The 22,409-nt window shown below is 73.1% G+C and carries 20 protein-coding genes; 13 read left to right on the top strand and 7 right to left on the bottom strand.

The annotated features are described in order from the left end of the window. Positions 1–55 precede the first annotated feature (55 nt). Positions 56–2,992 carry an FtsX-like permease family protein gene (locus tag ACZ7KX_RS29590; RefSeq protein WP_470329131.1) on the bottom strand — a complete coding sequence of 979 codons (2,937 nt, stop codon included), beginning with the start codon at positions 2,990–2,992 and terminating at the stop codon, positions 56–58. Positions 2,993–2,995: 3 nt separating this feature from the next. Beyond that, positions 2,996–3,712 (bottom strand): ABC transporter ATP-binding protein, encoded by a 717-nt coding sequence (locus ACZ7KX_RS29595; RefSeq protein ID WP_470329132.1) that lies wholly within the window; start codon positions 3,710–3,712, stop codon positions 2,996–2,998. Between the two features lie 408 nt (positions 3,713–4,120). Here ACZ7KX_RS29595 and ACZ7KX_RS29600 point away from each other — a divergent pair, with 408 nt between their 5' ends. Next, complete coding sequence (locus ACZ7KX_RS29600; RefSeq protein ID WP_470329133.1) at positions 4,121–7,060, top strand: cation-translocating P-type ATPase; 2,940 nt, start codon at positions 4,121–4,123, stop codon at positions 7,058–7,060. A 45-nt stretch (positions 7,061–7,105) separates the two neighbouring features. Here the strand turns inward: ACZ7KX_RS29600 and ACZ7KX_RS29605 are convergent, their stop codons facing one another. Continuing rightward, positions 7,106–8,089, bottom strand: coding sequence for a CapA family protein (locus ACZ7KX_RS29605; RefSeq protein WP_470329134.1), 984 nt, complete (start codon positions 8,087–8,089; stop codon positions 7,106–7,108). 247 nt (positions 8,090–8,336) lie between these two features. Between ACZ7KX_RS29605 and ACZ7KX_RS29610 the strand changes: the two genes are divergently transcribed. The 6 genes from ACZ7KX_RS29610 to ACZ7KX_RS29635 all read left to right on the top strand — a co-directional run bounded on the left by ACZ7KX_RS29610 (position 8,337) and on the right by ACZ7KX_RS29635 (position 13,222). Next, positions 8,337–8,828, top strand: coding sequence for a universal stress protein (locus ACZ7KX_RS29610; RefSeq protein WP_470329135.1), 492 nt, complete (start codon positions 8,337–8,339; stop codon positions 8,826–8,828). Positions 8,829–8,900: 72 nt separating this feature from the next. Next, complete coding sequence (locus tag ACZ7KX_RS29615) at positions 8,901–9,602, top strand: CBS domain-containing protein (protein ID WP_470329136.1); 702 nt, start codon at positions 8,901–8,903, stop codon at positions 9,600–9,602. A gap of 360 nt (positions 9,603–9,962) precedes the next feature. Beyond that, positions 9,963–10,538, top strand: coding sequence for a hypothetical protein (locus ACZ7KX_RS29620; protein WP_470329137.1), 576 nt, complete (start codon positions 9,963–9,965; stop codon positions 10,536–10,538). A 352-nt stretch (positions 10,539–10,890) separates the two neighbouring features. Further along, positions 10,891–11,796, top strand: a complete 906-nt coding sequence (locus tag ACZ7KX_RS29625; protein WP_470329138.1) for a universal stress protein — start codon at positions 10,891–10,893, stop codon at positions 11,794–11,796. 14 nt (positions 11,797–11,810) lie between these two features. Further along, entirely contained in the window at positions 11,811–12,512 is a 702-nt protein-coding gene (locus tag ACZ7KX_RS29630; RefSeq protein ID WP_470329139.1) for a helix-turn-helix domain-containing protein, read from the top strand. A 440-nt stretch (positions 12,513–12,952) separates the two neighbouring features. Beyond that, positions 12,953–13,222: a dsRBD fold-containing protein gene (locus ACZ7KX_RS29635; protein WP_470329140.1), complete on the top strand. Its 270-nt coding sequence runs from the start codon at positions 12,953–12,955 to the stop codon at positions 13,220–13,222. Positions 13,223–13,393: 171 nt separating this feature from the next. On the opposite strand, the gene ACZ7KX_RS29640 is transcribed toward ACZ7KX_RS29635, so the two are convergent. Continuing rightward, entirely contained in the window at positions 13,394–13,861 is a 468-nt protein-coding gene (locus tag ACZ7KX_RS29640; RefSeq protein ID WP_470329141.1) for a MarR family winged helix-turn-helix transcriptional regulator, read from the bottom strand. A 118-nt stretch (positions 13,862–13,979) separates the two neighbouring features. Here ACZ7KX_RS29640 and ACZ7KX_RS29645 point away from each other — a divergent pair, with 118 nt between their 5' ends. Together ACZ7KX_RS29645 and ACZ7KX_RS29650 are read left to right on the top strand one after the other, a co-directional pair. Beyond that, entirely contained in the window at positions 13,980–14,372 is a 393-nt protein-coding gene (locus tag ACZ7KX_RS29645; RefSeq protein ID WP_470328584.1) for a nuclear transport factor 2 family protein, read from the top strand. A 304-nt stretch (positions 14,373–14,676) separates the two neighbouring features. Continuing rightward, entirely contained in the window at positions 14,677–16,635 is a 1,959-nt protein-coding gene (locus ACZ7KX_RS29650) for a zinc metalloprotease (RefSeq protein WP_470329142.1), read from the top strand. Between the two features lie 27 nt (positions 16,636–16,662). On the opposite strand, the gene ACZ7KX_RS29655 is transcribed toward ACZ7KX_RS29650, so the two are convergent. Beyond that, a complete protein-coding gene (locus ACZ7KX_RS29655; RefSeq protein WP_470329143.1) occupies positions 16,663–17,934 on the bottom strand; it encodes an ATP-binding protein in 1,272 nt (423 codons plus the stop codon). 93 nt (positions 17,935–18,027) lie between these two features. On the opposite strand from ACZ7KX_RS29655, the gene ACZ7KX_RS29660 reads away from it, so the two are divergent. From ACZ7KX_RS29660 to ACZ7KX_RS29670, 3 genes are all read left to right on the top strand, one after another. Next, complete coding sequence (locus ACZ7KX_RS29660; protein WP_470329144.1) at positions 18,028–18,756, top strand: Gfo/Idh/MocA family protein; 729 nt, start codon at positions 18,028–18,030, stop codon at positions 18,754–18,756. 110 nt (positions 18,757–18,866) lie between these two features. Continuing rightward, the gene (locus tag ACZ7KX_RS29665) at positions 18,867–19,538 is read left to right on the top strand and encodes a class I SAM-dependent methyltransferase (RefSeq protein WP_470329145.1); all 672 of its coding nucleotides are present in this window, start codon (positions 18,867–18,869) and stop codon (positions 19,536–19,538) included. A 135-nt stretch (positions 19,539–19,673) separates the two neighbouring features. Then, positions 19,674–20,294, top strand: coding sequence for an L-threonylcarbamoyladenylate synthase (locus ACZ7KX_RS29670; RefSeq protein WP_470329146.1), 621 nt, complete (start codon positions 19,674–19,676; stop codon positions 20,292–20,294). 77 nt (positions 20,295–20,371) lie between these two features. Here ACZ7KX_RS29670 and ACZ7KX_RS29675 read toward each other — a convergent pair whose 3' ends face one another. Continuing rightward, complete coding sequence (locus ACZ7KX_RS29675; protein WP_470329147.1) at positions 20,372–20,560, bottom strand: hypothetical protein; 189 nt, start codon at positions 20,558–20,560, stop codon at positions 20,372–20,374. Between the two features lie 471 nt (positions 20,561–21,031). Then, the gene (locus tag ACZ7KX_RS29680) at positions 21,032–21,763 is read right to left on the bottom strand and encodes a DUF7873 family protein (protein ID WP_350520460.1); all 732 of its coding nucleotides are present in this window, start codon (positions 21,761–21,763) and stop codon (positions 21,032–21,034) included. Positions 21,764–21,987: 224 nt separating this feature from the next. On the opposite strand from ACZ7KX_RS29680, the gene ACZ7KX_RS29685 reads away from it, so the two are divergent. Next, a complete protein-coding gene (locus ACZ7KX_RS29685; RefSeq protein WP_470329148.1) occupies positions 21,988–22,308 on the top strand; it encodes a MazG-like family protein in 321 nt (106 codons plus the stop codon). The last annotated feature ends 101 nt before the right edge of the window (positions 22,309–22,409 follow it).

Genomic DNA, 22,409 nt, shown 5'->3' on the forward strand with positions numbered 1-22,409 from the left:
ACGGGGCCCTCGACGACGGCCCCCGGCGGGCAACGGAGGCCCGCAGCCTGCCCGTTCAGTCCGACAGGCGGACCGCCAGGGCCGGCCGGATCCGGGCAGCGTGCCGGGCCGGGCCGAGTGCGGCCAGCAGGGACGCCAGCAGGGTGGCACCGGCCAGGCCGAGGACGGGGCCCCACTCGATCGGGAAGCCGCCTTCGAGCCCGGTGAAGGCGGAACTCTTCTGGTACATCAGCCAGGTGGTGAGCACGCCCAGGACACTGCCGAGCAGGACTCCCTCCAGTGCCACGAAGCCGCCCTCCCAGAGGAAGGAGTGCTCGACGGTCCGGGCCTGACAACCCAGCGCGCGCAGCACGCCGATGGTACGGCGGCGTTCGCGGACCGCCCGGACCATGACGACGCCGAGACCGGTGATCCCGATCAGCAGGCCGAGGGCGAGGAAGCCCTGCATCAGCTGGAAGAAGGCGGTGTCGGCGGCGAACAGGCGGTGCACGTCGGAGGCGATCGGGCTGGCCACCAGGCCGGCCGAGAGGTGCTCGCCCTGGAGTTGCCCGGCCAGGTCGTCCGGGGAGACCCCGGGGGCCGTGCGGACCAGGGCGGCGGCCGTCCTCGCATCGGCGCCGAACTGCCGGGCCACGCCCTGATCACCGGAGATCAGCGGGTAGCTGGTGGCGCTGTTCCCGTCGGCCGGGTAGAACGCGAGGCCGCTCTTCAGCACGCCGGCTATCACCTTCTGTTCGGAACGCCCGCTTCCCGGATCGGTGAGGGTGAGGGTGTCGCCGGGAGCGAAGAACTTGCCCTGGGGGCCTCCGGTGGAGCCGAAGAAGCCGTCCACGACGACGTACTGGGGGTCGGTGGCGAGCGCCTGCCAGACGGCCGGATCGTCGGCGAGGCCGGGCAGGCGGTCCCGGAAGGCGATGTTCCTGATCGCACCGTCCGGGACGCCGACGACCGCCGTGTCCAACGGGCGTGTCGTGCGGTGACCGGGGTCGGTCGCCTGCCCGCGTGCGGTGAGGAGCGGGGTCACGGCAGTCACCCGGGAGGCCGGCTGCCCGGGCCGCAGCGCGGTGAGCGGGTCGCCGCCGACCGCCTGCGGGTTGTAGTCGAGCCGCAGGGTGTAGCCGGCGGTCGCGTCCCGGGTCGCCTGGCCGACGCTGGCGTTGACCAGGCCGGAGATCTCGGTGAGCAGCACCAGGACCAGTGCGATGAGGGTGTACATCACCAGGGTGGAGCCGGTGCGGAAGCGCTTGGAGAGCGGATAGGCGACGGCCAGCCGCAGGGCGAGGCCCTGCTGGGTGGGGCGTGCCATGATCCGGCGCAGCGGCCGGAACAGGACCTGCTGGTTCTCACTGACGAGGATCACCGCGGAGAAGGCGGCGAGGCTGCCGAGGATCACGTACACGGCCATCGACGGGGTGTCGAACACGCGCGGACGCACCACGCTGGCCGTCAGGGACCAGACCAGGACGAGGCCGGCGGCGGCGCTGACGACGGCGCGGCGCGGCCATGCTCGCCGGGCGGCGGGGACGGCGAGGGCGACGGCCAGGGCCGGCAGCAGGTAGGTCTGCTCCGCCTGGCTGCGGGCGATCGCCGGAACGGCGGCCACGGCGCACAGCGCGGCCAGCACGGTGGAGACCACCAGGAGTCGGCGGCGGGGCCCGCGCCCGGTCCCGGCGGGCTGTTCACGGATGGCCGCGATGACGTTGAAGCGGCTGATCCGGGTGCTGGTGGCGGCTATCGCGGTGAGAGCGATCACCAGTCCTATCGCGGCCCCGTTCAGCAGGCTCGTGGGCGTGACGGCGAAGACGATGGAGAGCCCGCCGCCGTCCGCCGACCAGCCGCGGAAGATCCGGGCGGCGACCAGGGCGACTCCCCAGCCCACGCCGACGCCGATCGCCACCCCGGGCACCGTGGCGGCGAGGGCGTACACCGCGCCCTCCAGGGTGAAGGAGCCGACCAGGCGGGAGCGTTTGAGGCCGACCGCCCGCAACATGCCCAGCTGCGGCTTCCGTTCCTCGGCGAGCATCACGAAGATGTTCACCAGGAGCAGCGCGCCCGCGATGATGCTGAAGCTGCCGATCATGAGGAACAGTGCCCCGAGGACGTCGCCGGTCCGCTTCGCCTCCTGGAGCACGGTGTGCTTGGGGGCGTCGACCAGGGCCCGGCTCGCGTCGGGGCCGAGGGCGGTGCGGATCTTCGCGGTGACGGGGTCGGTGAGTTTCTCCCCGCCCTCCACACCGCCCCGGTTGGAGACCATCGTCACCGACAGGGGCTGCGTGCCCGCGGCGGCGCTCGCGGCGTCCAGGGCACCCGGCGGCAGGAAGACGTCGCGGTTCACGCGGCCGCCCAGGCCGGCTCCGGCCAGGCCCTGCTGCGGCACCACCCGCTCCACCCGGTAGTCGACCGGCCGACCGTACAGGTAGAGCGTGATCATCTGCCCGCTGCCCGTCCGGAGCGACCGGGCGAGCGGTTCGTTGAGCACCACCTGGCCGGGGTTCGGTGCCGGGCCGTGCAGCCCGGGGTCCCCTCCTGCCGCGCCGAAGCGGCCGGCCGCGTCGAGGTCCGTCTGCCACGCGAGCACCCGGGGTTCGGCCACCGGCCGGGGGCCGCTGCGGTTCACGGCGGACGCCTGGGCGACCTGGGCGGTGAGGACTCCGTCGACCGCCGGGTCGGCCGCGAGCGGCCGCAGCCGGTCCGCCACGGCCCGTCCGGTGGCGGCGTCGGTGGTGACGACCCGTTCGTCGACCGGGCCGAGCGTCTGGTAGGCCTGCTGCCGGACCGAGAAGTTCAGCGTGTCGCCGACGACGAGGGACGCCACGATGATGGCCGTGCCCAGCACGGAACCGGTCACGACCAGGGCCGCCTCGGTGCGACGGCGGGCGACCTGGCGCAGCGCGAGCCGCCGGGCCACCGGCTGCCGTACGGCGACCACGAGCAGGACCAGCAGGGCTGCGAGCACCGACCCGACCACCGGGACCAGGAGGTTCGGGTACATCGCTCAGCCCGCGTCCTGCAGGGCGGCCTGCCGGTGGTCGGAGACCAGTCGGCCGTCGCGCATCCGGACCAGCCGCGGGAGCCGGCGGCCGATCGCCTCGTCGTGGGTGACCAGCACGATGGTCTGCCCCTCGTCGCGGTTCAGCGCCGTCAGCAGGTCCATCACCTGGGCGGCCATCGTGCTGTCCAGGTTCCCGGTGGGTTCGTCGGCCCAGACCACGGCCGGGCGGGCGACCAGCGCCCGGGCGATGGTCACCCGCTGCTGCTCGCCGCCGGACAGCTCGCTCGGGCGGTGCGTCACGCGGTCCGTGAGGCCGACCCGTTCCAGCATGCCGATCGCACGGGCGCGTGCCTCGTGCGGCGGGGTTCCGGTGAGCAGCAGGGGGAGTTCGACGTTCTCGGCGGCGGTGAAGACGGGAATGAGGTTGAAGGCCTGGAAGACGAAGCCCATGGCGCGGGCCCGGTGTTCGGTGCGTTCGGCGTCGGACATCGCGAACAGGTCCCGGCCGTCCACCTCGACCCGGCCGGCGTCGATGTCGTCCAGGCCGGAGAGGCAGTTGAGCAGGGTCGTCTTCCCGGAGCCCGACGGACCCATCACGCCGACCAACTCCCCGTGCTCGACGGTGAGGTCGAGATCGCGCAGGGCCGTCACTTCGACGGTTCCGGTCCGGTAGACCTTGCGGACGTCGGTCGCGGTCAGCAGCGGCCGGTGGGCGTTCACGGCGTTTCCAGGTGTCAGTACGGCAGCGGGCGGCCGGACGGGGTGCGCAGGTCCGGCGGCGGGGGCTGCTGCGGGCGGGCGGGCCGGGTGAGGACATTGACGCGGATCATCTCGGCCACCTCCTCGGAGAACGGGCTCGCTGCCCACTCTCGTCGCGACGGCATCGTTCGGGCAGGGGCCGTGGGACACCGTCCGGCGGTCCGGCCGGGGGCTTGCGGCGTGCGGACCGGCCCCGGCCGAGGGGGCCGATCGGCCCTGCTTCCGGCCCGGGTCCCGTCCCTACGGTGGTGTCCGGGGCAGTCCGCACGACCCGGTGGAGGATGTGATGACGACCGCCGGTGAACACCTGGCACCTGTCCTCGGAACCGACGCCTCCGGGCCCGGCCCGACGGACGACCGGAGCCGACCGTGACCGCCGACGCCCGGGCGGCCCTGCAGTCGGCGCCACCGGTTGCCGACGGTGAGGTCCCCGACCCGCGTGAGCCCCTCGGCCTGCTCTTCCGGGACCTGAGGACGTCCACGAACGGGATCACCGAACGCGAGGCGGCCCGGCGGCAGACCGTCTACGGGCCCAACACGCTCGAACGCCGGGAGGGCCGTCGCTGGCCGCGCGAGCTGGCCCGCCAGTTCACCCACCCCCTGGCGCTGCTGCTGGCGTTCGCAGCGGTACTGGCGGCCGTGAGCGGGGCTCTCAACCTGGCGGGCGCGATCGTGGCGGTGATCGTGCTGAACGCCCTGCTCGCCTTCGGGCAGGAGCGGCAGGCCGAACGCGCGGTGGAGGCGCTGGCGGGCTTCCTGCCCGAGGAGGCGGCGGTGGTCCGGGGCGGCCGCCGCCGGACGGTGGAGGCGACCGAGCTCGTGCCCGGCGACGTCCTGCTGGTGGAGGAGGGCGACCGGGTCCCGGCGGACGCCCGGCTGCTGGCGGGCGGGGTGGAAGTCGACCTCTCCGCGCTGACCGGCGAGTCCGTGCCGGTGTTCCGCTCCACCGAGTTCATCGACTGCTCCGGCCCGCTGCTGGACGCCCGCGACCTGCTGTTCTCCGGCTCCGCGTGCACCGGAGGCCAAGCCCGGGCGGTGGTGACGGCGACGGGTATGCGCACCGAGCTCGGCCGGATCGCCGCGCTCAGCCAGCGCACCCGGCGCGAGGAGAGTCCGCTGGAGTACCAGGTCAAGCGGGTGGCCCGGCTGATCGCCGTGATCGCGGTCGGCGTGGGGCTGGCGTTCCTGCCGATGGGTCTGGCGGCGGGGCTCTCGCTGACCGCCGCGGTGGCCTTCGCCATCGGTCTGCTGGTCGCCAACGTGCCCGAGGGCCTGCTGCCGACGATCACCCTCGCGCTCGCCTCCGGGGTGCGTGACCTCGCCGGGCGCGGCGCGGTGGTGAAGCGGCTGTCCGCCGTGGAGACCCTCGGCTCGACGACCGTGATCTGTACCGACAAGACCGGCACGCTGACCGAGAACCGGATGCGGGTCACCGAGGTGTGGACTCCGGGTGCCGGAGGGGGCGAGAGCGGAGCAGACGGGGCCGCCGAAACCGGTGAAGAGGCCCGGTCGCTCGCCGACGCCGCTGCCACCTGCACCACCGCCGACCCCGCGGCGGGCCACGGTGACCCGACCGAGCTCGCGCTCCTCGACCTGGCGGCCCGCCTCGGTTCCGGCCGCACGCCCGCCCGCAGGGACGGAGAGCGTCGGGCGGTGTTCCGCTTCGACCCGCGCGTCAAGCTCATGACCACCGTCGACGCCCGCGACGGCACGGCCGTCCTGCACACCAAGGGGGCCCCGGAGGAGGTGCTCACCCACGCCACCCACCTGCTGGAGCACGGCACCGCACGACCCCTCACCCCGGCTGACCGGACCGACGTGGTGCGCGTCGTGGGCCGCCTGGCGGCGTGCGGGCTGCGCGTCCTCGCCGTGGCGCGCCGGCCGCTCCCGCCCGGGCAATCGCCCCCGGACCGCCGCGAGGAGGCCGAGCGGGACCTCTGTCTCCTCGGCCTGGTCGCCATGGCCGACCCGCCCAGACCCGAGGTGGCGGAGGCCATCCGGCAGGCCCACCGGGCCGGCGTCACCGTGCACGTCGTCACCGGCGACAACGGACTGACGGCGGCCGCCATCGCCGAGCAGGTCGGCATCGGCCACCGCGGCATGCGCATCGTCACCGGCACCGAGCTCGACGCGATGGGCGAGGACCGCCTGGACGCCCTCCTGGCCCGCGGCGAGGAGGTGATCTTCGCCCGCACCTCACCCGAGGCCAAGCTGCGGATCGCCGACGCGCTGCGGGCCGAGGGCCACACCGTCGCCATGACCGGCGACGGCGTCAACGACGCGCCCGCCCTGCGCTGCGCGGACATCGGCGTCGCCATGGGTCGCTCCGGCACCGAGGTCGCCCGGGAAGCCGCCACGATGGTGCTCACCGACGACAACTTCGCCACGATCATCGCGGCCGTCGAGGAAGGGCGACGCACCTACGACAACATCCGCAAGTTCATCGTCTACATCTTCACCCACGCCGTTCCCGAGGTCGTCCCCTTCCTGGTCTTCGCGCTCGCCGGCGGCGCCGTGCCACTCCCCCTGACGGTGATGCAGATCCTCGCCATCGACCTCGGCACCGACACCCTCCCGGCCCTCGCCCTCGGCCGCGAGCGCGCCGAACCGGGCCTCATGGACCGGCCGCCCCGGCCCCGCTCCGAGAAGGTGATCCGGCCGGCCATGCTCGCCCGGGCCTGGGGCTTCCTCGGCCTGATCTCCGCCGCGCTGGTCATGGGCGGCTTCTTCCTCACCCTCGGCGTCGAGGGCTGGCACCCCGGAGATCCGACCGGTCCGGGCACCGCCCTCCACCTGCCGTACCAACAGGCCACGACCGTCGCCTGGCTGGGCATCGTCGCCTGCCAGATCGGCACCGCCTTCGCCGCCCGGACCGACCGGGCGCCGCTGCGCGCCATCGGTGTGTTCAGCAATCCGCAGCTGCTCGGAGGCATCGGCTTCTCGCTCGCGTTCGCCACTGCGGTCGTCTACCTGCCCGCACTGCACAGGGTGTTCGGCACGGCATCCCTGTCCCCCGCCCAGTTGTTCACCGTGGCACCGTTCCCGTTCCTGGTCTGGGGAGCGGACGAACTGCGCCGCGCGGTCGTCAGGCGCCGCACGGCCGCGCCGACGCCCGCTGTCCCGCCCGCGCGGGTCTCCTCGGCCGCGGCCGAGGAGACCCCGCACCACCCGGTGCCCGTCCTGCTCGCCCGGCACGGCTGGAGCGCCCACCGGCTCACCCACGCCCTGGGCGTCGGGGAGCACGCGGCCGCCGAGATCGTCGCGCACGCCCACCGGATCTCCGCGCAGCACGGGCACCGGGCGCCGTGACCGATCGGGAGCGGCCTCGGTAACCTGCGGACCTGTTCCCGGTCCTCAGGTCCAGTCGACCGTCAGCCGGCCGTCCCGCTCGCCCACCTCGGTGCCGAACTCGGCGCAGGCGGTGGTGAACCGTCGGCGGATCCACTCCCACTCGGCTCCCCGGGCGGGGCGGGTGCGGCAGAACCCGAGGGCCAGCGGCAGGGCTTCCAGTCGGACCGGCGCCAGGTGCGCGCGGTCAGGGCCGTCCAGCGTCACCAGGAAGAGCAACCCGAGATCGTTGCGCAGCACCGGGTCGACCGCGTAGTCGTCGACGAAGCCGCCCATGTCGTACAGGACGCGGTCGGCGACGCCGTGGAACACGTGGGCGGAGTGCCCGGCGACCAGGGTCGCCCCGGCCGCCAGCAGCCGCGGGGCCGCCTCGCGTACGTGCGGTGGCGGCCGTGAGGTCATGTTGGGGCCCCAGTGCGGGGTGACGAGCACCGCGTCGGCCGCCCGGGCGGCCCGGGCGACCAGCGCGGTCAGCCAGTCGGGCACTCCCGTCCACAGGTCGGCCCACGCCACCCCGGGGCGGCGCACCCCGGCCGCGTAGTCCGCCGGGTGGTCGGTGACCCCGACCACCGCCAGCCGTACTCCACGGGCCTCCAGCACGGCGAACTCCCGCGCTGCCGCCCCGTCCCGCCCGGCGCCGACCGCCCGGACACCGGCGCGTTCCAGCAGGGTGCCGGTGTCGGCGAGCGCGTCGGCGCCGTAGTCCAGCGCGTGGTTGTTGGCCAGCGTCACGCAGTCCACCCCCAGCTCCGCGAGGACGGCGGCAGCCTGGGGCGGGGCTCGGAAGAAGAACGGCTTGTCCGCGTCCGGCCACCGCTCACCGCGGTCCGAGACGCAGCACTCCAGGTTGAGCACGACCAGATCGACGGCCGCCAGTGCCTCCCGCACCTCGGTGGAGAGCAGCGTCCCCGGCGTCGGCGAACGCCGGATCTCCTCGGCGACGGCACGCCCGAGCATCGTGTCGCCGGCCAGAGCCACCGTGAGCGTCATCCTCCGGGGGCCACCTCCGTTCGTGCGCCCGCGGACCGTACCCCGCTCCTCCAGACTCGGCCCGTCCCCGTCGCGGAGCAACCGCCTCCCGGGCACTCGGGACGCGGACGGACGTGCCGCCGCGCGCTTCCCGGAGGATCATGAAGATCAGCGAACCGACCCGCACCGGGCCTCCCCGAACCTGCGGGGCCGGGCCGGGCAGTCCGCCGTCAGGTCGTACTCGGGGTCGCACGCCCTGGAGGTCTCCGTGAACACCACTGCCGCACCAGGCCCCGCCGGACCGATCGTCGTCGGCACGGACGGCTCCGAGCCCGCCCGCAGGGCCGTGCTCTTCGCACTTCGCGAGGCGCAGCTGCGCGGGGTCGGTGTGCGGGTCGTCTGTGCCTTCGGCGGCAAACACGCCGAGCCCGGGACGCGTGCCATGACGGGCTGGGCTTCGAGCGGTGAACCGTCACCGAACCTGGAGAACGCCGTCGCCCGTGACGTGACGGACGCGGTCGAGGAACTTCGACAGCAGGTCGGCGAGCCGTACGTGGAGATCGAGGTGCGTTGTGACCGCGGCCGACCCGCCCAGGTCCTGCTGGACGCGAGCCAGGACGCCGCCCTGCTGGTGGTGGGATCCCGCGGCGCCGGCCTCTGGGGCCGGCTCTCACTCGGTTCGACCAGCACCGAGATCGTCCACCACGCCCACCTGCCCGTCGTGGTGGTGCCGCACAGCACCGGGCCCGCAACCGGGTGAACGGCGCCCGCGAACCGGCAGAGCGCCGGAAGGGGAGCAGGAACCGGCAGAGCGCCGGAAGGAGAGCAGGCAGTGCAGTACCGAACCGTCGGGGACGTCATGACGCGCGCGGTCGTCACCGCCCGTCCCGGGACCACGTTCAAGGAGATCGTCGGCCTCCTCCACCGCAACGACATCACCGCCGTACCGGTCGTCGACGACCGTCGCCACCCGGTCGGGATCGTCTCCGAAGCCGACCTGATCCGCAGGGAAGCGGCTCTGCTGGGCGAGGACCGCCCGGTGTCCCGTTGGATCCGTCCGCACGAGCGCCATCGCGCCGAGGCGGAGACCGCCGAAGGGATGATGACCAGCCCCGTCGTCACCGCACACGCCGAGTGGACCCTCGTGGAAGCCGCCCGGGTGATGCACCGCAAGAAGCTCAAACGGCTACCCGTGATCGACCGGGACGGAAGGCTGACCGGGATCGTCAGCCGCAGCGATCTCCTCCGCCCCTTCCTCCGGGACGACGACTCGATCCGCGAGGAGATCGCCGACGACGTCCTCCTCAGCACCCTGTGGGTGCCGGCCGAGGCGGTGGAGGCCACCGTCGACGACGGCGTCGTGACGTTGACGGGCAGGGTGGCACGCAAGAGTCTCATCCCCGTCATCGAGGGCATGTGCCGTTCACTGGACGGGGTGGTCGCCGTCCGCCAGTCGCTCGCCTTCGAGGTCGACGACACGCACACCGACGCCGAGCGGCGAGCCACCGGCCCGCACCCGGATCCCCCTCACTGAGGCGGGGAAGTCCAGCGCCTCCCGGGGATCCGCGACCCGGTCCAGAACCCCGTTCGCCTTCATCCGGAGCACCTCCGCGATGCGGTCCCCACGCCCGTCATGAGCCGGCCCCCACTCCCTACCGGCCGAACGGGCACGCTCGACGTTCGCAACACCTCCAGCGTCGCTCCGCAAGCAGGGCGCCTCACAGCGCGACCGTTGCCGCACGGCCGAGGACCGTTCGGCCCTCCTGCCACCACTGCGTCCACGGAAGGCTGGGTGGTGAGAGCAGAGGGACCCGAACGAGACGGGCTGATGAACATGTCTGCGCAAATCGTCTACGTAGCACCGCAGATCGGGATTCCCGTGTGTGAGGAGCGATTGGACATCTGCCTCCACGACGCGGAGTACTGGGCGGAGCACCTCGGGAACTACAGCGCGAAGCTCCAGGCCAAGGCCGATTTCTTCCAGGTCTCGGCGGTCGCCCTGAGCGCCGTGACGAGCGGCGCCGCCTGGACACTGATCTCGTCGAACAGGGCGACCTGGGCCGTGGTGCTCGTCGCGGTCGTGTCCCTGCTGACGGCATTGGCCGCAGCCTACCCACGGGCCCGGAACTACTCCCGCGGTGCGGTGGACGCGGCCCGACTCAATGCCGACTACGGGCGGCTGTACGGACGTCTGATGGACGCGCGCCATGCGGTGGAGACAGGACGAAGCCCCTCCGACGACCACCTCCAGGCGCTCGTCGAGGAATTCCAGGCGGTCAGGTCCAAGCGCCAGATGCTGCACCCCCGGCCCGCTCGGCTGGAGTACGAGCTGGAGCAGCAGCTACAGGTCCGAACCGTGGACGTGGAGGTGGACGTCCCGCTGCGTCCGCCGGTTTCCACGGACGGATCGAGGTGGCTGCGCTTCCGCTCCAACCTCCACGCCTACCTGGACCCCTTCGCACCTTCCTGAGCAGTGACGGCCGAGCTCACCGCACCGCAGGAGAACCGTCAGGTCGCCCGGTACGCCGGACGACCTGGCTTCGAGGGTCCTCGCGTCCACTCACCCCGCGCAGGCCGGGCGGGCCTGCGTCCGCCTCCCTGGGACGGCGCCCGGGCAGCAGGGACCCGGCCGCAGTCGCTGACCATGATCACCCCGCCGCGGAAGACGGCCGGGAACCGCTCGGGCCGTCGGGGCCCAACGGCTCGCGGCTCTGGCCCGACCGGCCCTGCCCCGGTCGGTCGGCGGCGGCCGACGATGAGGGTGACCGAGGCTCCGCACAGGGCCGGTGACGGGACCGGCCGGGGCCACGAAGGAGTCTGTGATGGACGGCTTCGAGACGCGCCGCCCCGTGATCGTGGGAGTCGATCGCTCCGAGGCGAGCCGGTGGGCCGTGCGCTGGGCGTCGGACGAGGCGGCGGGGCGCCACCTGCCGTTGCGGCTGCTGCACGCGCAGGAGTGGCCGACCGGACGAACCGCCGGTGAAGCGGGCCACCCCTGGGAGACCGGCCTGCGGGCCGCCGGGGAGGCGGTGCTGGGCGCCGCACGGCTGCTGGCCGACCAGCGGCACCCCGGGCTGGATATCACGTCCGAGCTGGCCGAGGGCCGGCCCGTGCGGGTCCTGCGTGAGGCGGCCGACGAGGCCTCGCAACTCGTGCTCGGTGTCCGCCGGTTGAGCGAGGTACGCTCCGCGCTGCCGATCGGCTCCCGGGGCGCCTCGCTGGCCGGCCACCTGAACTGCCCTCTCACGCTCGTCCCCGAACCCGCCGAGGGCATCTCCGGTCCCGCCGAAGGCATCTCCGGTCCCGCCGGAGGCGTCTCCGGCCCCGGGCCGGTCGTGGTCGGGGTGGACGGCTCCCGGGCCTCCCACGAGGCGGTCGGCCTGGCCTTCGAGGAAGCCTCGATGGCCAGGACCGACGTACTGGCGGTGGAGGTCCGGCGCCCGGCCGGGGCGGGCCTGCCCGATCTGATCGAGGAATCCCTGGTGAACCTGTCCGAGGCGCTGGCCGGGTGGCACGAGAAGTACCCGGACATCCGGGTGCGGCACGAGGTGCTCACCGGATCCCCCGCCCCCATGCTGGCCGCCGTCGCGACCCGCTCCCACTGCTTGGTGATCGGCAGCCGGGGCCTCGGCGGCTTCCGCGGCCTGCTGTTCGGCTCCACCGGCCGCGCCCTGGTGCACCGCTGCACCGTGCCGCTGGTGATCGTGCCGGACCGCGCCACGGCCTGACCCCGGAGGTCGTCATGAAGACCACGAACGAACGCACCGACACGGCGGACCCCGGCGACCTCGGCCGACGAGCCGCCCGACGCCGTACCCAACTCGGCCTCACCCGCGAACTGGTGGCGGAGCGTGCCAGCCTGGATCCGGGGTTCCTGGAGCACCTGGAAACACATCCCGTCGTGGTCGGCGTGGGCACGCTCACCCGGCTTGCGGACGCTCTCGACACCACGGTCACCGACCTGCTCGGTGGCGGGCGCGGCGTCCTGTCCGGCCGGGCCCGCGCCAACGCCCACGTTGTGCTGGAGACGTTGGACCCGGCAGGGTGCTGGGCCAAACTCACCGCCTGCGGCATCGGCCGGGTGATCCTCACCGCACCGCACGGCCTGGTGGCGTTGCCCGTCAACTACCGGGTACTGGACTCCACCATCCTCTACCGCACCGGATCGGAGGGCACCCTCGCCGGGACCGCCGACAGCGAAGTCGCCTTCGAGGTGGACCAGTTGGACGAGCTGTTCGCCACCGGATGGAGCGTCCTGGTCAACGGCACCGCCTCGACGGTCTCCGACGAGGACGCCGTGCGCCGGCTCCGGCGGCACGCCGACCCCCGCCCCTGGGCAGGCGGCACCCGGGACACCTGGATGCGCATCCGGCCCACCGGCATCTCCGGCCGGATCATCCGCCCGAACGGGCCGCCGGTCATCGGGGAGGGGCGCACCCGATGACCGCGGAACCGCACGTGCCGTGGCCGACGGAGGCTTCGCCCGGTTGGAGACACCGCCCGGCCACTGCGATCCGACCGGCCCCGCTGCCCGGCCGCCGTCCCGTGGACGACCTGCCGAGCCGACCTGGCACGGCACCCCGCGGGGAACCACGGCGACCGCGCCACGCAGGGCCGGTCGGCCCAGCCAGTGGGGTCCGGCCGTCCTCCCGCCCACCGCGGCCACCGCGCGACGCTGGAACCACCACAACGCCGCCCCTTGGTGGCCGTCATGGCCGGCGAACTGCTCAGGAGTTCCCCCCGACCATGGGTCCTGACCGTACGCGCACCCGTCGGCGAGGCCAAGAAGCCCGCCCGCACGATCGACATCACCCGAAGCTGATCTCCGTCACCCGCAAGCCCGGGGCCCGCTGCCCCGGGCCCACCCGATCCGGAGGCCCGGACATGACCACCAAGACCCCGGCACGAATGCGCACCAAGCAGTGGACCCTCCGCCTCGACCTCTTCGAGGAGGACGACACCACCAAGGTCCACGCCGTCCTCGACACCGGGGACAACACCCTGGAAGCCCGCACCACCGCCCGGCGCAACCCCCAAGACCCACCCGTCCCGGAGATCGGCGACGAGTACGCCGCTGGTCGCGCCCTTGCCGAACTCGCGCGCCAACTGCTCCGCGCCGGCATGACGGACGCAGCTGCCAACGAGCAGGAGTAGCGGCGACATCCAATCAGCAGAGTGATCGTTCCCGCGGCCCAGGAGGTCGCCTCCGGCTGTCCCCCGAGAGCGAAACCTCAGGTCTGCGCATTGCGACGGGCCCGGCGATTCGGCGTGGCGAAGAAAGCCGTTCCACGGTGGGCGGAAGACCGGGGGAACCGGAACGGCCGGTCAGTCGTGGTCCCCGGCGAAGGGCCCCTCGTCGACGAAGCGGCGCAGCAGGCGGGCGAAGGTCCGGGCGTCGTCCTGCGGCCAGCCGGCGAGGGCGTCCTCGATGCCGGCGGCGAGCCGCTGCCTCGTCGCCTCGATGACGGCGCGGCCGTCGTCGGTGAGGTCGAGCAGGGTGACGCGGCCGTCGGCCGGGTCGGGCCGGCGCCGGAGCAGGCCGGCCTGTTCCAGGCGGTCGGCGCGGCGGGTGACGGTGGTGCGGTCGAGCCCGATCTCGCGGCCGAGGTCGGCGGCGCTGCACGGGCCGGTGCGGGCCAGACCGCTGAGGACGGGGTAGGTGAGGTCGTCGATCGCCTCCCCCAGCCCCTCGGTCAGCTGGGTGTGGAGGCGGGCGCGGGTGCTGCGCCGCAGGAGCAGCCCGAGGGCGTCGGCGATGTCGTGTCCGGTCGAGTGCGAGGGCGAGTGCTTCACCCCACCAGATTAGCGTGCACCGAGCACGCTTTTCCGCTACGGTCATAAGCGTGCTTCAGGCACGCATCTTTGCTCGACCCACAGCGGGACACCCCCGCACCCAACCCAAGGAATCCCCGTGACCCACACCGACGTCCGCGCCGCCCTCACCGACCTGCTCCTCACCCCCGGCCTCGACCTCGACGAAGCCGCCGACCGGCACTTCGCCCCCGACTACCGCCAGCGCACCGACGGCGAGTGGGCCGACCGCGCCGAGTTCCTCGACCACATCGCCCACCTGCGCACCGTCGTCGCCGACGGCTCCGTCGAGGTCCACGACGAACTCACCGCCGGAAACCGCTACGCCGACCGCCACACCATGACCGTCGTCAAGACCGACGGAACCACCGTCCGCATGGAGGTCTACCTCTTCGGCGAGTTCGCCCCCGACGGCCGCTTCCGCCGCATAGAGGAGACCACCCTCATGCTCCAGGGCACCGACGGCGACCGAAACCTCGGCAGCGCCCGCTGAACCACCCCGACAACGGCCGGGCACCACGCCCGGTGCCCGGCCCGGTCGACGGCGGGGAGAGCCCTGCAGGACGGCCGACACCCGGACGGCCCGGACGGACTCCCCCGGCCGGGCCCTCCACCCTGCAACACGCCGGACGGTCCGGTGCGAAGCCGTGGCCCCCGCCCGTGCGACAGTTGCGCTCGTTCGTGAGGGCCGCGAGGCCACGAAGCCACGAAGCCGTGCAACCGCGAAGCCCTGCAGCCGCGAGGACCGAGAGCGCCGGCGTCGGCCGCGGCCGTCCCGCGCATGAGGGAGAGCGATCGTGCCCGTCGTCCGAACCGCCGTCCTGCTCGCCGCGTTCCCGGCCGGACAGCCGATCAACGTGCCGGGTGACGCCCCTTGGTACGTCTCCTACCTCTTCAGCCCGACGCACGGGCAGGCGGCGTACTGGCTCAAGCAGACCGACAACGACATGCTGCTCGACGGACAGGTCTTCGACTGGGCCGTCTTCGAGGACCCGGCGCCCGACCTGTCCAACCGGACGAGGACGGTCGACACGGTGATCCGGGCCATGGAGGACGACCGGAACATCGACTTCTCGTCCTTCGACGTGGTCGTCGTGGTGCTGGGCCTGCCGAAAGGCCATCCCGCCGACGGCGGGTCGACCGGGGCCACCTCGCGGCACCGCAAGCACCACGGGATCGTGATCAGTGCGGGCGACCGGTTCGACTTCCTGGCACACGAGTTGGGCCACGCCCTGGGCCTGTCCCACTCGTTCGGCGACCCGGCGTTCAAGGACCCCGGGGAGGACTACGGGGGCTACGCGCACCCGTACTGCATCATGAGTGCGATGGCCTACGGCAACATCGGCGGCCCCTACTTCCCGGCCGCCCCGCGCGACGGCCGACCCGAGTACTCGGCGCTCGGCCCGAGCCTGAACGCGACCACGGCGCTGGGCCGCGGCTGGATCCAGGCGGACACCTACAACCTGCCCGCGGCCTCCGGCCCCGCCGAGTTCACCCTGCGCAGCAGGCACTGGCTCGGCAGGGTCCCCCGGACGGCGCCACAGGCGGTGGAGGTGCTGGCGGCCGACGGGACGAACTACGTCATCGAGTACCGGGAGGACGCCGACTGGGACCGGGGCCAGGGGTCGCCCGCCCTGATCGTCGCCCAGGGCCGCGGCAGCAGTGGCGACACGCGCCACCCGGGCACCTTCGCTACGACCTACCTGGGGCTGCTCCGACTGCCGGTCGCCTTCGGCGCCTGGGGCAGCGTCTACAACGGACCGGGTTTCGGGATGGAGGTGGTCGGCCGGTCCCCCGAGGACCACACGGTGACGGTCCGGCTGCGCCCGGGGAGGGTCGGCCCGGTGTCGATCGGGTTCACCGACCGCACGGACACCGTGGGCGAGGAGTTGCGCAGCACGGGCGCGACCACCTGGGGGCCGGGCCAGAAGCTGTGCGTCGAGGGCACCTGGGAGTACCGCGAGCTGGCGCGGCGGCAGCAGGCCGTCCTCGAAGCGACCTACCCGCCCGGCGGCGTTCCCGTGACGGTGACCTGGACCGTGGACGGTGTGCCGCTCACGGGAGCGTCCGGGCAGCACACCTTCACCGAGGTGGTGGAGGTGGCGAACCCCCGGCTCGACCTGCGGACGGCCGCGCGCAAGGTCGTGGTGTCCTACGCGATCGAACCCATCGCCGCCGGGTCGCGCCTGCGCCTGACCAACCGGCCGGACGACGAGACGTACCAGTTGGACGTGGCGGCGACGGTGTCGACGTCGTTCGGCGCGGCGGACGACCGGACGTGGATCGAGTTCAGCGGCCGCGAGTACCGCTACCCCCAGGACCTCTACGACAAGCGCGACGCCTGCATCCGGAACTTCGTGGACATCGGGCAGCGGTTCGCCAAGTCCAAGGTCCTGCTGCCGCCGGACCTGTGGCAGCACCTCGGGGACGAACGTGCCGAGCGGGCACGGCAGTTGACTGACGTCCTCGGCTACCAGCACACCGTCGGCGACGAGGTGGCCTACCGGCTGGCGGCGGACGAGCTCGGCGCGCTCGTCCACGACGAGGGCGTCGCCCTGACCGTCGCCCCGCTGGACGAGGTGGCCGAGGTGAGGATCCCGGACGGGCCGATCGCCCCGCCCGGCCAGGCGCCGCCCCGGTCCGCCGGGCCGTTCACATCGACGTCCATGCCCGCGCCCATGCCCGCTCCGGCCGGCCGGCCGCCGTCCGAACCGGGCGGCCCCGGCGACCCCGACGGCCCCGAGCCGCAGGACTGACCCGGCTCCTTCCGGCCCCGGCCGGGGTCACAGGCGGGCGTGCGTGCCGATGTCGGTGTGGAAGTCCTCGATCATGGCGGCCGTGACCGTCGGGCGGCTGGCACCGATCGCGGCGAGGTGGTCGGCGGTGGTCGCCCCCGGGACGGCGTCGTCGCGCTCGAAGGCGGTCTGGGCCGCCAGGCGTGCGGCGTGTTCGATGTCGGCGGGAGAGAAGCGCTCGCTCGCGGCCACCAGGGCGGGGACGTCCACGTCGAGGCGGTCGGTGTCGAGGGCGTGACGCGACCAGATCGCGGCGCGGGCGTCCGGGTCCGGGGTGCCGATCGGGATGACGTAGTCGAACCGGCCGGTGCGCAGGAACGCCGGGTCGAGCGAGCGCACGGAGTTGGTCGCGCAGACCAGCAGCCGACCGTCCCGCTCGCGGAAGCCGGGGATCAGCTTGAGCAGTTCGTTGGTCACCCCGTGCATCGCGCCGGCCGAACCGGCCCCGCCGCGCACGGGGGCGATCTCCTCCACCTCGTCGATGAAGACCAGCACCCGCTCCAGCTCGCCGATCCGGGCGAACGCGCTGCGCAGCGCGGCGGCGAGGTTGCCCTCGTCGGCGAGGCGGGAGGGAAGCAGCTCGACGAACGGCCAGCCGAGGCGGGAGGCGATGGCGCGGGCGAAGGTCGTCTTGCCGGTGCCGGGCGGCCCGAAGAGGGTGATCGCGCGCGGCGGCCGGACGCCGTGCCGGGCCGCGCGCTCGGGCTGCGCGAGCGGCAGGACGACCCGCCGCTCGATCAGTTCCTTCTCGGCGGTCATCCCGGCCACCCGGTCCCACAGGTCCCCGCTCAGCACGCGCCCCCCGAGTTCGTCCAGGGTGCCGGCGGCGGGCCCCGCGGCGGGCTCGGTCTTCTCGAAGTACGCGGCGGCGGGCCGCCGTTCGTACCCGGCGTTGCGCAGCCCCTCGCCGATCAGTTCCTCCTCCGGCAGCACGTAGGCGATCCGCCGCACGCGGGCCTCGACCAGCCTGCGCTCCAGCTCCCGCAGCAGCGCGCTGGCCAGGCCGCGCCCGCGCCAGGCCGGGGCGATCGCCACGCGCATCACCCAGGCCCGCTCGCCCGCCGCCGCGACCTGCGCGAGCGCCGCCCCGATCGGCGCGCCGTCGTGCACCGCGACGACCGCGGGCTGGCGCGCGGTGAGCGCGGCGATGCACTCGGCGAGCGAGAACACGGACTCCTGCCCGAGCCCGGCGGTGCTGTCGATCAGATGGACGACGGCGGCCAGGTCGTCCTCGCGGTAGTCGTGGATCAGCCAGTTCACGTGGATCGCTCCTGAGGTCGCCGGTCGTGCGGATGGCGGTGAACCTAGGCGCGCCGGGGCGGGCCCGGCACGCGCCGTTCAGGACAACGGGGCGTGGACGAACCGTACGCGACAGCGACTTGTGCCCCCGACGCCCGCCACGTGGCCGACCTGGTCGCCGCAGGCAGGATCGGCCGGCTCGAATCGGCCGTACCGATCGCCTCGGGCGCCCCGTTGGGCGGCGCGCGCATCGCACCGGACCTGGCGTGGACCACCGACCCGGCCGCGGGCACCTCGCTCCTGACCGTCATGGCCGGCCACTTCCTGGCCGCACTGGACCGCATGGCGGGCCGGCTGGTCGAGGTCTCCGCGAGGCTGCCCCGCCCGCACGACCGCGTCGAAGTCGAGGGAACGGGGCGGACGGTGCCCAACGGGGTGCCCGCGCAGGTGCTGGTCCACGGCGTCCGGGAGAACGGCGCCACGGCGTCCGTCGCGGTGCACGGAGGCAGCGGGAGCCCGGACGGCTTCCTCGTCAAACTCGTCGGCTCCGAGGGCACGTTGACGGCGACTCCCACCCGGCCCGGCACGTACATGCACTGGACCGACTGGGACATCCGGATCGAGGGCGAGCAGGTCGAGGTGCCCGCCGGCTACCGGACCGTCCCCTTCGACCCCGCCGCCGGTCCGGTCGCCAACGTCGCGGCCGTCTACGAGGAGATCGCCCGGTCGATCGCCGAAGGACGCCCGCCCCGCCCCGACTTCCACACGGCCGCCGCCCACCACCGGCTGCTCGCAGCCATCGAACGCGCCGCCGCGAGCGGCGCCACGGAACAGGTCCACTGACGACACCGACCACCGGCGGCGCCGTTCGCCGGCGGCCGGTGCCGCAGTGGGCGGAGGCACCGGGCCCGGGGCCCGACGGTGTGTCAGTGCCGGGTGCGAGGATGCCCGTCATGAGTGACCACGCCGGTCGGCACCCGCGCGCCGCCATCGCCGAGTACTGGGACGCCGCCGCGGCGGGATTCGACGAGGAGCCCGATCACGGGCTGAGGGCCGGGCACACGCGTTCCGCGTGGGCGCGGCTGCTGCGGACGTGGGTGCCGTCGGGCCCGCTCGACGTCCTCGACGTGGGGTGTGGAACCGGTTCGCTGTCCCTCCTCCTGGCAGAGGCCGGGCACCGGGTGACCGGCGTGGACCTGGCGCCGCGGATGGTCGAGCAGGCCGGGAGGAAGCTGTCCGGTGCCGGCGTGTCCGGCCGCTTCCTGGTGGGTGAGGCGGCTGCGCCGCCGACCGGCGGTGAGGCCTTCGACGTCGTGCTGTCGCGTCATCTGGTGTGGACGCTGCCCGACCCCGAGGCCGCTCTGCGGGAGTGGGTGCACCGGCTGCGGCCCGGCGGCCGGCTGGTGCTGGTCGAGGGCCGGTGGCGCGAATCCGGGCAAGCCGGCGTCCCGTACGCGGCCGGGACGGAACTCCTGCCGTGGAACGGCGGGGTGACCGCGGAGCACCTGGCGTCCGTGCTGCGTCCGCTGGTCGCCGATCTGCGGATCGAGCCGCTCAGCGGGAACGCGGACCTGTGGGGCGGCCCGGTGGACGACGAACGCTACGCCGTGGTCGCCCGGATCTGAGCCCGGTCGGAGGGCCCCGGGTGCGGTGCGCCCGCCACCGGGCCGACCCCGAACGGTCGGTGCGCCCGGCCGCCCGACACCGCACCGGTGGCGCGATGCGGTACCGCGGCCGGGTGGATCCCGTAGGGTCGGCGGATGGCGAAGTACTTCGACGTGCACCCGCAGACCCCCCAGGCCCGCACCATCAGCACCGTGGCCGACAGCCTCCGCTCCGGGGCCCTCATCGCGTACCCGACCGACTCCTGTTTCGCCCTGGGCTGCCAGATGGGCAACCACGAGGGCGTCGAACGGATCCGGACGATCCGGCGGCTCGACGACCGTCACCACTTCACCCTGATGTGCGAGAACTTCGCGCAGCTGGGGCAGTTCGTCCAGATCGACAACAACGTCTTCCGCGCCGTCAAGGCGGCGACCCCGGGCAACTACACCTTCATCCTCCCCGCCACCAAGGAGGTGCCGCGCCGTCTGCTGCACCCGAAGAAGAAGACGGTCGGCGTCCGGATCCCCGACCACGTCGTCACCCGGGCCCTGCTCGCCGAACTCGGCGAGCCGCTCCTCTCCAGCACCCTGACCCTCCCCGGCGAGGACGAGCCGATGACCCAGGGCTGGGAGATCAAGGAGCGGCTGGACCACGTGCTGGACGCCGTGGTCGACTCCGGCGACTGCGGGACGGAGCCGACGACGGTCGTCGACTTCTCCGGCGGTACGGCCGAGATCGTCCGCATCGGCGCCGGCGACCCGACGCGCTTCGAGTGACCGACACGGGCACCCTGCCCTCCGCCGTCCCCGCCGACCGCCGGGGACGGCGGCCGTCGGGCCCGGGGCGGTGGGCGTCAGGACCAGGCGACCAGCTCGCCGGACATGGTGAATCCCAGGAAGAAGGAGAGGGTGATCCGGCGGCCGCCTTCGAAGTCCTGCACCCGGTGGAAGTTGCGGCAGTCGAAGAGGACTCCTTCGCCGGGCTCGGCCGTCGTGGTGGCCGAGGGCGCGTCGGCGACGACCTCGGGGGCCCGGCCGCTCACCCCGTCACCATAGGTGACGGGCCGTCGTGATCACGGAAAGCTAGAGGACCCGGGAGCGTAGCCTGCTCCCGGGCCCCTGTGTGCCGCCCAATTGTTCACACCGGCACGTTTAAGGGTCGCGGATCAGATTGAAACCGACGCGTTCTGCCTTTGAACTACCGTGCCACGGAGCGGCACAGACGGGACTTGAACCCGCATTCGTCGATATTCGTCCGCACCCGGTCGATCCGGTGTTCGGCAGCGAATGCTGAGACTGGAGCGAGAGTCTGAGATTCAGGGGGCCTGCCTCTGCCGCTTGGGCTACCCCGGCTTGTGGCGCCGGGGGAAGGATTCGAACCTCCACTGTGACCCCTGGGTCAGCTTCAACATCAGTGTCAGCTTTTCGCGTCGTGCAACGCACCCGTCCGACTCCGCGGACGAGGTGACGTGCCCGGCGCACCCGCCCGGCTCCCCGGGCGGGCGATCATGGGGCTACCGGAACAGGTAGCCGAAGACGGCGTCACCCACCCGCTGGTCGGTGACCTCGACGGCGTTGGCCTCCTCGCGGGCGAACTTGACCGCCTGCTGGAGCTTCTCGACCCGCTCGGCGAGCTCGTTCACCCGGCGGGCCGGCAGCGCACCGGAGAACTTGACCGTGGTCCAGTAGCCGACCGCGATGTCCTCGTAGTAGACCTCGACCTGGGCCGGGTGCTTCTCGGTGGCCTCGGCCTTGACGTGGTTGCGCGGCACCTTCTTGGTCCGGATGGTGCGCACCGGTTCCGTCTTCCAGGAGTCGGTGGACGGGTCCAGGTTCCAGGACTCGGAGGCGTCCAGCACCGGGAGCTTCTTCACGAAGGTGAACAGGTCGGTGAGCTGCTTCTCCAGGAAGAGAAGGTACGGCACCGGCACCCGGGCGAGGAGCACCTGGCCGTCCACCACGACGTCCGCACTGGCCCCGATGTTGGCCCAGTCCTTGGTGGCCGTCACGTCGAACAGCCGGGTGAGGGTCTGCGCGGTGGATCGCAGGATGTCCTCGGCCTTCAGCTGCACCCGGGTCGACTCCGGCGGCAGCTGCTCGCCCTCCTCGTCCTTGGGCTGGTAGGTCCGGGAGATGCCGGCCAGCAGCGCGGGCTTCTGCAGGTCCTGGTGGGCCTGCGTCAGCTCCTGGAAGGACTTGGACTTGACGCCCTTTTCAACGGCGATGATCTGGTTCAGCTTTGCCACGTCGGGGACGCTACCAGTCTCGAACTGATCGGTGACACTTAATTTTTCGATCGCTGTCCGACCTCTTGTGGATGGGACGCCAACCGCCCGGACGGTTCCTGCCCGGGCGCGGACAGTGGCCCCTCACCGCTCCCCCCGGAATCGAAAACGGGCTGTTCGCCCCGGGCTCGCCCGGAACCTCCGGGGTTGAACGAGCCGATCGAACAGGGGCAGGATCCAACGCCGTGACGGACACCTGGATGATCATCAAGTCCCTTGCCGAAAGCCTGAGTTCACTCTCGGACTGCCCGCCCGAACAGGTGATGCTCGGACAGGCGCTGAAGCTCGCGGAGGAGAGCGGCGAAGTCGCCGAGGCCGTCATCGGCGTGCTCGGGATGAACCCCCGCAAGGGCCATTCCCACACCCTGGAGCAGGTCCACGCCGAGGCCTGCGACGCGGCTGTGACCGCCCTGATCCTCATCGCCCGCACCGGCGCCGACCCCGAGGCCGTCTTCACCCGGCACCTCCGGTACCTCTCCGGGCGGCAACTCACCGACGGCGGCTGACCGAACCCCCCGTTACCTTCTTCGTGGCCCTGAAACGGGGCTCCTGGCCTCCGGGTCCGGCATGACTGTTGCCCCCTGTCGATCGCATGACCTGGGGGGTG

This window comes from Kitasatospora sp. NPDC038210 (assembly GCF_055600605.1).